Genomic DNA, 13,593 nt, shown 5'->3' on the forward strand with positions numbered 1-13,593 from the left:
CCTCATGAGCATGTCAACGGCCCTGAATAACGCGCTGGGTGGGCTGGGCGCGGCAAGCCGCGGCGCCGCCGTCGTCTCGGGCAACATAGCCAATGCGCTGACGCCCGGCTACGCCAAGCGGACGTTGGAGCTGACCACCAACTCTATTTCCGGCAACGGCGTCAGGGTCGTGGGAATCACCCGCCATCAAGATCCTGTTCTGATGGCGAACCTGCGCGCGGCAACGGCGGATAGCGCGGCGGCCTCGGCAATCTCGGAGTTTTACTCGCAATTCGAAGCATTGGTCGGTACCCCCGATGACGGCAGATCGATCGCGGTATCTTTGAGCGCATTCGAGAACAGCTTGATCACGGCCGCAAGCAATCCCGGCTCGGTCGAGCGTCTGGATCTGGCGGCGCGCGCAGCTGGGGATCTGGTTGCCGATTTGAATAAGGCGTCCGACGGCCTCAGCAAGATGCGTTCTGACGCGGACCGAACAATCGGGACGTATGTCGAAACACTGAATACGACCCTGAAAGATATCGAAGCGTTGAATGCCAAGATCCCGGCTGTTGAGAACGCGGGCGGCGATATCAATGGGTTGCTGGATCAACGCCAGGTTCTCATTGACCAAGTCAACCAGCTGGTTCCGGTCAGTGTCGTGACGCGCGACAAGAACCGCGTCTCACTGTATTCCGACGGTGGGCTGATACTTCTGGAAGGATCAGCCGCAGAGTTCGCGTTCTCGGTCACCGGTGATACCAAACCGCACATGACCGTAGGGAACGGACTGCTCTCCGGGCTCGAGCTCAACGGACGGCCAGTCCGCACATCCGGTGATTCCGCACAGATCCGCGGCGGCGCTCTGGCAGCCCAGTTTGACATTCGCGACGTGTTGGCCATCGACGCGCATGAGGACCTGGACGCAGTCGCGCGCGATCTGATCGAACGGTTCGAGACTGCCGGCCTTGACCCGACCGCGATGCCGACTGATCCAGGCTTGTTCACCGATGCCGGCGTCCGTTTCGATGCCACGGCGCCGGCGGGGCTCGCGTCCCGTCTTGAGCTCAACCCGAGTGTCGATCCTGATGCCGGCGGCGACAGTTGGAAACTGCGCGCGGGGTTGGGAGCCGTTGCACCCAACGACCCCGGTGAGGCAACCCAGCTGCAGGTTTTTGGCGCCGTATTGACCACGCCGCGCCCTGCCCCGGCTTTCGGCACAGGGGCCCTACGGGCCAGTGAGGTGTCGGCGGCGCTTTTGTCCAAAGCTGGCGCCGCTGCCCATACCGCTCAATCGCGCCTAAGCTACGCATCCAACGCGCAACTTCAAATGGAACAGTTAGTGGCCGAGCAAGGCGTGGACAGTGACACCGAATTGCAGCGCATGATGCAGATTGAACAGGCCTATGCCGCCAATGCGCGGATCGTCACCGTTGTCGACGAATTGATGGATTTGCTGCTGAGGATGTAACCATGACCTTGAACTCGATTGGTGATCTGGCCCGCGGTCTGACCTTGCGTGCGCGCAGCACCGAGATCAAAACGCAGATCGAAACCCTGTCCTATGAAATGTCTACTGGTCAAACCGCTGACATTTCTGGGCGTCTCAGTGGCGATTACTCGCATCTGCTGGACCTGGATCGAAAAATTGCACAGCTGGGCGCCTTCTCTACGGCGACCGCCGAGGCAAATCTGTTTGCTGATGCCACTCAGATCAGCCTCGAGACATTTGAGACCTCGATCGGCGAGGTTTCGGCTTCTCTGCTCGCGTTTGGGACGTCCAACCAAGCGACTTCGCATGCTCAGGCCTCGGCTCAGGCGCGCAACGAACTGGACACGATGATTTCTTCACTGAACACGCGGGTCGGTGGCCGCAGCTTGTTCGCGGGAACCGCCACGGACGCCTCTCCGTTGCAGTCGACGGACACGCTACTGGCTGCTCTGCGAACCGAATTGGCAGGGTTGACAACCCTGACCGATATTCGCCAGGCGGCCGAAGACTGGTTCAATGATCCTGCCGGATTCGAGGCAGTCATGTTCAACGGGTCCAACACGACCCTCGCACCAATGCAGATTTCGGAGACCGAGCGGCTGAACATGCCGTTCACGGCCAATGATCCGAAACTTCGGGATGGATTGCGCGATGTCGCGCTTGCGGCCTTGGCGACGGAGGGCGCGCTGGGATGGCCACCAGACCTGCAGACTGCCTTGTTTACCGATCTGGGCGTGGCTCTGGCCAACACCAAAGATGACGTCGTGACGATGCGCGCTCAGTTCGGAGCGGTGCAAGCCCGCATCGAACAGGCCGAAACACGAAATGCGGCGGCCAGGACCAGTTTTGAATACGCGCGCAACGAACTTGTCGCCGCCGATCCCTACGAAACTGCGGCACACCTGCAGACCGTGCAGTTCCAGCTCGAAAGCCTCTATTCGGTCACTGTCCGCAACTCGACCCTATCATTGGTGAATTTCCTGAGATGAGACTTCTGGCCTTCCTTCTGATCATGCTGCCTTCGGTGGCGGTTTCCGGGGCTGTTCGGCTCAAGGATCTGGTGAATTTTGACGGCGTACGCGGCAATGATCTGGTGGGATATGGCCTTGTCGTTGGACTAAACGGAACCGGTGACGGGCTGCGCAATTCCCCGTTCACCGAAGAAATCATGTCGAACATACTGGAACGGTTGGGCGTAAACGTCACTGGCGAGGACTTTCGCCCCAAGAACGTCGCCGCCGTTCTTGTCACCGCCACCCTTCCGCCCTTTGCGAGGGTGGGCGGGCAGATCGATGTGACCGTTTCGGCGATCGGAGATTCCAAAAGCCTGCTGGGCGGCACGCTCGTCATGACACCGTTGAACGCAGCGGATGGGCAGATCTACGCAGTTGCGCAGGGCACCGTTCTGGCAGGTGGTGCAGTCGCCGAAGGTGACGCTGCATCGGTTGTTCAAGGAGTCCCGACATCCGGTGTCATACCCGCCGGGGCCCGGGTCGAGCAGGAGATCGATTTTGAACTGTCAGGCCTTTCCCAATTGCGGTTGGCCCTGCGCGAGCCGGACTTTACGACCGCCGGCCGGATCGAAGCGGCCATCAACCGCGAGTTCAATCGCGCCGTTGCGGTCATGCGCGACTCGGGCACGGTGGAATTGAGCATCCCGGAAACGCGGGCCCCTTCCACGGCGCATGCGATCGGCCGGATCGAAAACATCCTGATTGAACCTGAAACCAAAGCGCGGGTGGTTGTAGATCAGCGCTCCGGCACGATCGTCATGGGGCAGGAGGTCCGAATCTCACGTGTCGCGGTTTCCCAAGGCAATCTGACACTTCGGGTAGAGGAATCTCCGATCGCCGTTCAGCCCAACCCCTTTGCCAGAGGGGAGACCGTTGTTGTGCCGCGAACCATCGCAGGGATTGAGGAGGACGCCTTCACCGGGTTGGCAGAAATACCTGAAGCGACGACACTGTCGCAGGTGGTTGCCGGCCTGAACGCGTTGGGCGTGTCCCCGCGGGATATGATCGACATCCTCAAAACCATCAAAGCCGCCGGGGCCCTTCATGCTGAGTTTGTCGTCAGATAGCGGGACGCCTAGCCGGGTAGCCGATGGTCAAACTGGTTCCCGGTTCTGGTCTATTTTGACTTCCAGCTGTCCAGCCAGCGCCGGAAGCTGGATCTTCGTTCGTCGATCGCATCCCCAGCGGCGTAGAGACCATCCTCGACGCTTTCAAGCATGGGGTCGATGCGGGCTTCGCGGAACCTGCGCCAACGCACCCAAAGCGCCCAGACGATGGCAAAAAACACGGTCAGGAAAATGATGTTGAACCAGGGAATGATGCGGACGTCCGGTCCTTCGACATGTTTGATGAAAATGGCATTCGGGAAGATCGACAGAAACTCGTTGCGCCAGCCGTAGTGGGTCACGACAACCCAATCCGGATCATCCTTGTCCGAGATTGCGTCGTTGGCTTCGGTGTAAAGGTTGGCGGTATCGAACTTGAAATAGGGTGGCCAACCCCAGCTGGTATCTTCGTTCCGATAGACGATCGGCTTGCCGTTCGCCCGCACGGCTTGGATGAACTGCACATCGCGGTTCGAAAGGCTGGTCGACTGATCATCGGGCTCGGACCAGAAAATGCGGGTCCAATCCGTCAGATCCTGCCGCTCTTCGTAGGTGTTCACGATGCGGACAATGTCGTGCTGCGGCAGCGAGTATTGCAGGATCGCACCCAGCGTGATCCAGAAAATCAGGATGAACGCCCATTTGATGTAGACCATTCCCAAAACCTCACATGTAGTTCACGACATAGATCAGCGCGGCGATCGCCACCCAAGGCACGATATAAACACCCAAGATCAGTTTGCGACGGAACGAATTGTCATAGACGTGCAATCCGCGTTCGACGAAGGCTTCCTTGTTGCCGGTCTTGCCCTTCTCTTCCCACCATGTCTCAAGCTTTTGTCGCCGGACGCGACGCGAGTAAAGAGACAAGGCAAAGTAGGCAATCGTCTGAACGACGAGCAGACCGAGAAACAGGCGCATTGCTCCGAACATATCACTCTTTCCTTACCGCGCCCCAGGGGCCGACCCGTGCGATCACCGCCTCGCTGACCCGATCTTCGCCGCTCATGTCGGGTTCATGCCCGAACAGTGCGGCGCGGGCCCCGGCCTTGTCCACTTGATATTCACGGGCAAGAAACTCGGTCACATAGGCCTTTTTTGGCTCCGGCCAGCCACCATAGGTGCGGTAGAATAATTCCTTGTGGCAAATGAACATCTGGCGCGGGTCCAGCGGGGCAAGCTCGGCCAGCAGCATATTCACAAGATCGCGGTTCGGGGTATTTGCGGCGCGCAGCGAATAGAAATAGGCCGGGTGATCCGAGGTGATACGCGGCCAAGGCCCGCCATCGGTCGCCCAGCGCAACAATTGCGCGAGGCCATGATAGGCTTCGGGCAAGCGATCCGCGTGATTGCGCGCCAAACGCCGCATGTCGCTGCGGTCCAGCCCGGTCAGATCAATGCCCGCATCCGCGGCGGCGTCAACGGTCAGAAAGTCCATCTTCTGTTGCAGGATCGCGGCGGCATCCACGCCGCGGGCCTTGACGATCGGCTCGACCAGATCGTTGTAATTCAGAAATTTGGCGATCTGGTTTCGCTGCGACGGATCAAAGACATATTTGATCGGCAGATCCTCTGGCCTTTCACCCATGCAGATCGCCGCCGGGTGATCCAGATCCGGGAACAGATACATGCCGCCGAAATGCGCCGTCCAGAAGTTGCGCTGTTCAAACACCGTGTGGCGCAGCCGTACAGGGTTGCGGGTGACATCTCCGGTCTCTTTCGCCGTTTCGATCATCTTCGCAATCAGCACATCGTCGAACCAGGCGTCTTCTTCGGTTTTGAACTGTTCGACCATGCCCGCCAGCTGCTCGGCCTTGCGCAGAGTGCCGCCCACGGTGTCGGCCTCGATCTCAATCTTGCGCAGGTTCAGCAGGTCGCGCGGGGTGGTGAGTTTGAAGACCGAGTTCACCAACTCTCCGGCCACCGCATCGGTGGCGGTCAGGGCAAACAGCTGCGCCTCGTTCATCTCGATAAACTCGCGCAGAATATCGCGCGAGGTCGAGAATTTGACGTTCAGCAGCGGCGCGCGTTTCTGCTCGGTCGTCAGCAGAATGAACTGCCGGTTGACTCCGTTGGGGTTGAGGTAGAGCGGGTCGTCCAGTTCAATCCCCACCTCGGGCGAATAACCCGAGATATCGACATGGAAATCCGTCAGCGTCGTGGTCTTGCCCGCCAGATGCTGCAGCGCGCGGTTATACCGCTCGACCAGAGCCGGGCTGGAGATGTGGACGAGATTGCCGAACATCAGGCCTTTTTCGATGAGGCGGATCATGACCCCGCCCGCCTCCAAAGATCCATGGCTAGCATCTTTTCAAGGCTTTCCTTCATTTGAGGCAATTGCAAACCAACAATTCGCAAAGCATCATCTTTGCTAACTTTTTCCTGCCTTTCGAGTATTTGATCGATCAGGTCGACTATGCGTTCGAAAAACTCCGGCCGACCTTTGGAAACACATCTGCTCGCTCGATTTGATTGGCTCAACCAATGCAAAGTAGTTATTGCTGCTTCTGAAACTTGATAGACTCTGTCATCCAAAAGTCCTTCTAGGTTGTTTGAAAAGAACTCGAGCCGATCGATCTGCGTTTGATCCTCATCATAGTTTCCACTGTCATCAACTAATCGAGAATAGTCATCCTTTTCCCTTTCAAAATCCAAGCGCAAATTCTTGTTTGTGAGGGAGCAAACTCGAACGAGATTGGCAAGTAGCTGATCGAGAATTCTCCGCTCACGTTCAAACTCTCGAAACTTTCGTTCATATTTGAGAACTTCAGCTTGATCGGTCATCGCACCGGCCATCTTTTCGTACTCGGCTCGAGACAGACTTAGTTCTAGGCGCTGAGCCGCTAGCTCTTTTCCCTGCAGAACTACAGTCACGATAAGCCAAAGGAATGCTAAAGCGCTCGCAATACCTGCCAACGTATCACCAAACACGTTCGGTGAAGAGTTTAACAGCGCCGCAAATTTATTGGTGCAAGTTCCGTCTTCACTGCAGGTGGTGAACCCAAAAACTGCAACTACGATAAGTACGAGAGTTAAGGTCCCCCAGACGCCAATTTTGACTGTTTCGTCGAGGCCACGAAATCTCTCGGATGCATATCGAACTTTGTTTTTTAGCTGGGGCGGCTGCAAAGCAAATTGGATCAGCAGCCAAGTCGCCGCAAACATACCTATCTGAATCGTTACGTTAGAAGGTATCGTTAAACCATACCAACTCACCCCTTCACCTCCAGATACCGCCGCTTGGCCTCTTCCATCCGACCCATCTCGCGGACGGCGTTTTCGATGGCGACCTCATCGCTCTTGTCGGCATATCGGAACTCGCTGTCGGCGTAGCGGTTGATCTCCTGGATCACCATCTCGACCGTGATCGGCTGGCGCAGGTCCTCGATCATCGCCTTCTTTGTGTCGTAGTCGCGGAACAGGAACAGGTCGGGGTTTTCCATCCACTCGTCGGGCAGTTCGAAGTCCATTGCGCGGACCTTGACCGCGTCGGTGATGTTCTTGATCGCGCGGCCGGTAAAACGCTCATCCGCCTGCTGGATCGCCTTGAGGTAGGTGCCCAGCTTGGCGATCGTGTCCATCTGGCCGATCTGGCCAGAAACACGCTCATAGACCTGCAGCAAAGCATCCTCATGCGGGCGCGAGTGGCTTTCGAAACTGGCGGCGACGGCCTTCTTGATTTCCTGCGCGGCATAGGCTTCGTGTTCACCCAGCGGGATTTCGTGGTTGCGGCCCATCAGCAGGTGCAGAATGTCGATGTAATCCTCGCGCGTTTGCGGCCCGTCCACCAGGAACCGCGCACCCGCCCGCTGGCGCAGGGCGTCGTCCACGTTTTCAGGGTAGTTCGAGAACATGCCAAAGGTGCAGTTGCCGCGCACGACGGTGTTGGCGCCCGCAAAGCTCTCCATCAGCACGGCGGTGATTTCCAGCTGGCCCGCGCTGGACTGCCGGTCGCCGCGTTTGCCCGCCAGTTGGTCGATATCGTCGATGGTGCCAAAGCCGATGACCGAGGGGTCGATGATCGTGTTGATGAACGCCTTGGCATTCTGGCCGGATTTGCCCTGATAGCTGTCGATATTGTCGGTGCTCAGGTTCTGATAACGAAACGGATAGCCCGCGTTCTGGCAGTAGTCATTGATCAGCCCGGCCATCATCTGGATCAGAGTGGTCTTGCCGGTGCCCGGTTTGCCGTCGCCCATGAAGGTAAAGATGAATCCGCCAAGCTCCGCGAACGGGTTCAGGCGACGGTCAAAATCATAAGCCATCAGCATTTTGGCCAGCTTCATGGCCTGATATTTGGCGATATGGTTGCCCACCACCTCGTTCGGTTTCTTGAACGTCATGGTGAGCGTGGTGGATTTGGCCTTCGACGCGGGCTCAAACCCCCGGATCGTCAGATCGTCGGCCTCGATATGCCAGGCGGCGTTCTGGAACGGGGCCAGATAGCCAGCCGTTTGCGCGCGCAGAGCAGCTTTTTCCATCAGTTGCTCTGCATAGGCACTGGTGGCCGCGATCAGATGGGCATCATCGGGCGCGTGCTTGGCTAGAACCTGATCCAGCTCCCAAAGGGCACCGTGCAGGGCGAGTTGGCCGTTGTCTGTCAGGACCTCTTCGATTTCACCGATTTCGACCGTGGTCTCACCCAGATGCGAGGACATCAAATAGGCCAACGCATTGCCGAAGGTGTGCAAGGTGATCAACGCTTCGGCGGTCAGCAGATCTGAAAATTCGGTCTTGCGCGCGGCGGCAAGATCTCCGGCCAGATTGGCGCGTTTCAGATCGGCCAGCGGGGTCTGGTCCGCATAGGTTTCGGCCACCGCCAAAGCGATGGCAATCGCCCGGCGGATCGCCTGCTGTGTGGTCGCCTGCTGTGGGGACACCAGCGCGTCGCCGTCATCCGCGGCCTCGATCCGTTCGACCAGATGCACCCCATCGGCTCGCGCAGTGCGGCGGGTTACCAACCCCGGCGTGGTCGACCGGAACCGCCGCCCCGTCGACACACCCGGTGACCGTTCGACGGCGGCCTCGGCGGGTTTGGCTATGCGCGGCGCATGCTCGAACCCGTTCAGCAATGCGGTGGCGGCAGGATAGTGCTTGCGAATATCGTCTTCGCGCAATTCCATCTGGTCTGACGTCAAACTCATTTCAAAATCGCCTTTGTATTATCAATATCGCAACACCTGCCCGGACTTGCTGACCACGAACTTGCGCACATCCGCAAAGCCCGGCGGATTGCGTTCGGCCAGAACCTGGAACGGACGCTGGGGAAGGATGATCGAGCGCTGGGTGCGTGTGGCCCCGGTCTCGGCCCCCTGTCCACCGAAGGGGTCCAACGCAAAGACCTCGCGCTCGACGGTCGAGAACCATCCGGCGCGTTCTTCGATGACCTCTTCGCTGTGCAGTTCTTCGGTGGTCCAAGCCAGAGCCCAATCCTGCCCCTCGGGGGCTTGCGCGTCCTCCAACACCTGCCGCAGGGGGCCGGATTGCTCGGTATAGGCCGAGGAATACATCGGGCCCACATGAATGCGGCGCAGGTGTTTGGGGTGCAGGTTGTCGAAATCCTGGTCGAAGCCTTTGGCGATGGTCACCAGTTTCAAGCCACCAAGCGACTGCGCCATCAGATGCGCCTGCACTTCGGGCCAGCGACGCTGGTCCTTGGGCAGGGCCGTTTTACCGCTGTCCTCCAACTGCATCAGGTAGATGACCGGCAGGTTGATCTGGCTGTCATAGACCGCCCAATGAATCAGGAATTTCCGCCGCTCGCCCTCGGTCTCGATCCAATGGCACTCCGGATCATTGCGAGCCCAGAACAACTGACCTTTCAACAATTCCTCGTAATAGAGCCTTTGAGACAGCGCGAATTGCAGCTTGGTGGGGATTTCCCTGTCGCTGATGATCGTCCGCACCATCTCGGTTTTCAGGTCCTCTTCCGAGGGCATATTCGCCAGATGTACCTGCGCCTGCTGCGCGTCATTGGCCATGGTCAGCAGTTCGGCCGCCACCGGAAACCCGCTGTCGCGCTTGTCCATGGCGAGGCTGCCAAAGAACCGTCCCGTATCGCGCCCGACCAGCAGGTATTTCATGCTGAGCGCACGGAAGGTGTAGAGCAGCCCCGAGAGGTAGCGCGAAATGATCCGCACCTCTTGTTTGCTGATCGCGCCTTCCGCCTCCATCGTCGCGGCCACGCGTAGGAGGTGTACGGTGATCACCTCGAATTTGCGGAAATAGCGGCGCGAGGCGAAGGTGTCGGTCAGGCCAACATGGTCTTGGGTTGGGTTATTCATTTAGCTTATCGACCAATAGAAGGAATACCTCGAATGCCAACCAAAGTGCGCCCCAGACTGCGAACACGGCTGAAACTCCAAATGAGCCGAGCGCGAAGACCAATGGCACGAAGAACATCATCAATCTCAGATCGGGACCAAGGTATGCTGGAATCAATTGGGTAAGGTACCCGAACAGGATGAGAAGCGCCCCGAAGAGCGCAACGCCCACCGCTGAACTTAGCATCTTTAGCGGCGAACGGATCGCGTCCTCACCCCCCATACAAATTCTTATCATGCTTCTCGACAATCGAGGCAAACCGGCGGGCGAACCGCTCATCCGCCTTGGCCTTTTTCTCCAGCACGTCGCGGGCAAAGACCATGTGGTCCTCATGCGCCTCAAGCATGTCGGCCATTTTCTGGTTGGTCGCTGTGCCGATGGCGGCCATGGCGGTTTGCGCCTCTTGATCGGTCTGCACGCCGATCTCGTTGATGCGGTGGGCCACGTCCTGTTGCTGTGCGGTTTTCAGCGATTTGGTCAGGGCGTCATACAGCACCACGCGTTGCTGCGTGTCTGTTTGCAGTTTGTTGATCAGCACCATCTGCGTCGCCGCCTGGTTTTGCAGCGAATCGACCCAAGTCTTGCCCTTTTCGATGTAACGCTCCAACGTCTGGGACTTGGCCAGCTTCACCTGTTCTTCCTGAACCTTGGCGTTGTATTGCTTGTTCAGCTCGGCCAATTCAGTCTCTAACTGGGTGCGCGCGGCGGCGTCCTGTTCGACGCTGATCTTGTTTTCCAATGTGATGATCGTCGGATCCATGCCCTGAATCTCTGCGCGCAGCGCCTCGAGTTCCGCCACGGTCGCCTCGCGGTCGTCCAGCGTGACGGTCAGGTTGTTCTCCACCTTCACGCGCTGCTCTTCCAGCACGGCCAGTTGTCCTTCCAGCAGCTTCACGATCACGTCTGATTTCGCGATCAGGTCCTGCAGCTTGTCGTCGATATTGGCTGAGCGCATGCGTTCTTGGCGCATTGACTCGGATTTACCCTTCGAGAAGATGCCCACGAAGGATTCCCACCCGGTCTTCGAGCGCATCTCGTCGAAATCCTTGGAAAACGCGCTGGTGACGTCGTCCAGCCCCATGATCAGTTCGGCGATGTTTGCGTTCATCACCTCGGTATGGGCGTGCACGTCTTCAAGCGTGGCATTTTCGATGTCGATATCCGCTTCGGCCGTTCCGATCTTGGCGCGTGCGGCCTCGATCCGCGAGGTCAGCCCTTCGATCTGCGACTGGCTTTCGCGCACCTTGGCCTGGGTTTCCTCGATCAATGCTTCGAATTGCTGGTTCGACATCTGTCCAATCCTTGTTTTTCTTATCTACCCAACAAGATAGGAAATGTTATAACGATTTACATCCCCCTGGGTCTCTCAAATCACCGGAACTTTGGCAAAACCCTATCGAAAAAGATAGGCGTCAAAACCAACAGCTGGCTGGCTTTTGATGCTTTCCGGCCCTTGCATCGCACGCCGATCTATTTTTTGATCAAATCTGGATTGATTGACGCCCCCGGGTGGCCCTAGACATGTTCTGCGCCACCTGATTGGGTACGCGCAAATTCTTTCCCTGCCCGGAGGCCGACCCATGCTGGATACCACGACCGACCTGAAATCGCTTTTGAAGAACCCCGACCTTCTGGTCACCAAGGCCTATATCGGCGGGCAATGGGTCGATGGTGACAACGGCACCTTTGCCGTCACCAATCCGGCCCGCGGCGACGTGATCGCCGAGGTCGCGGATGTCAGCCGCGCCCAGGTGGCCGGTGCCATCGCGCAGGCCGAGGCCGCACAGAAGGAATGGGCCAAGCTGACCGGCAAGGAGCGCGCCGCGATCCTGCGCCGGTGGTTCGACCTGATGATGGAAAACGCCGAGGATCTGGGCAAGATCCTGACCGCCGAGCAAGGCAAGCCCCTGGCCGAGGCGGTGGGCGAGATCGCCTATGGCGCGTCCTTCATCGAATTCTTCGGCGAAGAGGCCAAGCGGGTCTATGGCGAGACCATCCCCGGCCATCAGCGCGACAAGCGGATCATGGTGCTGAAACAGCCGATCGGGGTGGCGGCCTCGATCACGCCGTGGAACTTCCCCAACGCGATGATCACGCGCAAGGCAGGCCCGGCACTGGCCGCTGGCTGCGCCTTCGTCGCGCGCCCGGCCACCGAAACGCCCCTGTCGGCGCTGGTGCTGGCGCTGCTGGCCGAACAGGCCGGCGTTCCGGCGGGCGTGTTCAACGTGGTGCCTTCGTCACAGGCCAGCGAGATCGGCAAGGAGTTCTGCGAGAACCCCGGCGTGCGCAAGCTGACCTTTACCGGCTCGACCGAGGTGGGCCGGATCTTGCTGCGTCAGGCCGCGGACCAGGTCATGAAATGCTCGATGGAGCTGGGCGGCAACGCGCCGTTCATCGTGTTCGACGACGCCGATCTGGATGCTGCCGTCGAAGGCGCGATGCTGTGCAAATTCCGCAACAACGGCCAGACCTGCGTCTGTGCCAACCGCATCTATGTGCAGGCCGGTGTCTATGACGCCTTTGCCGCCAAGCTCAAGGCCGCGGTCGAGGCATTGAAAATCGGCGACGGCCTGTCCGATGGCACAACGACCGGCCCGCTGATCAGCGACGAGGCGGTGGCCAAGGTGCAGGAACATATCGCCGATGCCACGGCCAATGGCGGCGCGATCCTGACCGGAGGCCTGCCGCACGATCTGGGCGGCACCTTCTTCCAGCCCACGATCATCACTGACGTGACCCAGGACATGAAGGTCGCGCAGGAAGAGACCTTTGGTCCGCTGGCGCCCCTGTTCAAATTCGAGGACGAGGACGAGGTGATCGCCATGGCCAATGACACGATCTTCGGCCTCGCCTCGTATTTCTACGCCAAGGATCTGAGCCGCGTGTACAAGGTGGCCGAGGCGCTGGAATACGGCATCGTCGGCATCAACACCGGCATCATCAGCTCGGAACTGGGCCCGTTTGGTGGCGTCAAGCAATCCGGCCTTGGCCGTGAAGGCAGCCACCACGGCATGGAAGACTATCTCGAGATGAAATACATCTGCATGGCAGTCTGATCGGACGGACCATGAGACAAGGGCGCCTCTGGGCGCCCTTATTCTTTGCAACCGTCATGAAAAAACCCCGCGTCCGGAGGAACGCGGGGTTGTGCGACAACCGAGGGAGGAGACGATTATCGCCGCTTGGGCGGTTTCAGCCTCAGTTCACGGGCTTGGCGTCAACCACGTCCTTTTCGATCGCCTTGGTTGAGGTGATCTCGATCCGGCGCGGTTTCAGCGCTTCGGGCACCTCGCGCTTCAGGTCGATGTGCAGCATACCGTTTTCCAGGCTGGCGCCGGTCACGCGGACGTGGTCAGCCAGAGCAAAACGACGCTCGAAGGCGCGGGTGGCGATGCCGCGATGCAGATAGGTGCGCTTGGTGTCTTCGGTGGCTTTCTTGCCGGCCACGACCAGCGCGTTTTCCTTGACTTCGATCGTCAGGTCATCTTCGGCAAAGCCGGCGACTGCGATCGAAATACGATACGCATCGGCATCGGTTTTTTCGATGTTGTACGGGGGATAGCTGGGTTGTGACACTTCGCTGGTCATAACCCGATCCATGATGTCGGCAATCTGGTCAAAGCCGACGGTTGCACGGTGCAGTGGTGCAAAATCAAAGCTACGCATGTTCGTTATCCTC

The 13,593-nt window shown here is 58.8% G+C and carries 12 protein-coding genes; 4 read left to right on the forward strand and 8 right to left on the reverse strand.

The window, feature by feature from the left end:
* The first annotated feature begins 10 nt into the window (after positions 1-10).
* The 3 genes from flgK to ACR0MM_RS16080 are packed head-to-tail and all read left to right on the forward strand — an operon-like array spanning position 11 to position 3,551.
* Positions 11-1,450 carry a flagellar hook-associated protein FlgK gene (flgK, locus tag ACR0MM_RS16070; protein WP_480697385.1) on the forward strand — a complete coding sequence of 480 codons (1,440 nt, stop codon included), beginning with the start codon at positions 11-13 and terminating at the stop codon, positions 1,448-1,450.
* 2 nt (positions 1,451-1,452) lie between these two features.
* A complete protein-coding gene (locus ACR0MM_RS16075; RefSeq protein ID WP_480697303.1) occupies positions 1,453-2,460 on the forward strand; it encodes a flagellin in 1,008 nt (335 codons plus the stop codon).
* Positions 2,457-3,551 (forward strand): flagellar basal body P-ring protein FlgI, encoded by a 1,095-nt coding sequence (locus ACR0MM_RS16080; protein WP_480697305.1) that lies wholly within the window; start codon positions 2,457-2,459, stop codon positions 3,549-3,551. Before ACR0MM_RS16075 ends, ACR0MM_RS16080 begins: the two co-directional genes overlap by 4 nt.
* 50 nt (positions 3,552-3,601) lie before the next feature.
* Here ACR0MM_RS16080 and ACR0MM_RS16085 read toward each other — a convergent pair whose 3' ends face one another.
* The 7 genes from ACR0MM_RS16085 to ACR0MM_RS16115 all read right to left on the reverse strand — a co-directional run bounded on the left by ACR0MM_RS16085 (position 3,602) and on the right by ACR0MM_RS16115 (position 11,205).
* A complete protein-coding gene (locus tag ACR0MM_RS16085) occupies positions 3,602-4,246 on the reverse strand; it encodes a DUF1523 family protein (protein ID WP_093963661.1) in 645 nt (214 codons plus the stop codon).
* Positions 4,247-4,256: 10 nt separating this feature from the next.
* On the reverse strand, positions 4,257-4,523 hold the full coding sequence (locus tag ACR0MM_RS16090; protein ID WP_093963662.1) for a hypothetical protein: 267 nt from the start codon (positions 4,521-4,523) through the stop codon (positions 4,257-4,259).
* Position 4,524: 1 nt separating this feature from the next.
* A complete protein-coding gene (locus ACR0MM_RS16095) occupies positions 4,525-5,862 on the reverse strand; it encodes a DUF6638 family protein (RefSeq protein WP_480697307.1) in 1,338 nt (445 codons plus the stop codon).
* Entirely contained in the window at positions 5,859-6,806 is a 948-nt protein-coding gene (locus ACR0MM_RS16100) for a hypothetical protein (RefSeq protein ID WP_480697309.1), read from the reverse strand. The genes ACR0MM_RS16095 and ACR0MM_RS16100 overlap by 4 nt, the downstream gene beginning before the upstream one ends.
* Positions 6,803-8,734, reverse strand: coding sequence for an AAA family ATPase (locus ACR0MM_RS16105; RefSeq protein WP_480697311.1), 1,932 nt, complete (start codon positions 8,732-8,734; stop codon positions 6,803-6,805). Before ACR0MM_RS16105 ends, ACR0MM_RS16100 begins: the two co-directional genes overlap by 4 nt.
* Positions 8,735-8,755: 21 nt before the next feature.
* Positions 8,756-9,874 carry a hypothetical protein gene (locus ACR0MM_RS16110; protein WP_480697313.1) on the reverse strand — a complete coding sequence of 373 codons (1,119 nt, stop codon included), beginning with the start codon at positions 9,872-9,874 and terminating at the stop codon, positions 8,756-8,758.
* 251 nt (positions 9,875-10,125) lie between these two features.
* Complete coding sequence (locus tag ACR0MM_RS16115; protein WP_480697315.1) at positions 10,126-11,205, reverse strand: hypothetical protein; 1,080 nt, start codon at positions 11,203-11,205, stop codon at positions 10,126-10,128.
* A 289-nt stretch (positions 11,206-11,494) separates the two neighbouring features.
* Here ACR0MM_RS16115 and ACR0MM_RS16120 point away from each other — a divergent pair, with 289 nt between their 5' ends.
* A complete protein-coding gene (locus tag ACR0MM_RS16120) occupies positions 11,495-12,970 on the forward strand; it encodes an NAD-dependent succinate-semialdehyde dehydrogenase (protein ID WP_170342490.1) in 1,476 nt (491 codons plus the stop codon).
* A 142-nt stretch (positions 12,971-13,112) separates the two neighbouring features.
* On the opposite strand, the gene ACR0MM_RS16125 is transcribed toward ACR0MM_RS16120, so the two are convergent.
* Entirely contained in the window at positions 13,113-13,580 is a 468-nt protein-coding gene (locus ACR0MM_RS16125) for an Hsp20 family protein (RefSeq protein ID WP_170342492.1), read from the reverse strand.
* Positions 13,581-13,593 lie beyond the last annotated feature (13 nt).

It is taken from the genome of Ruegeria sp. BC6, assembly GCF_056539185.1.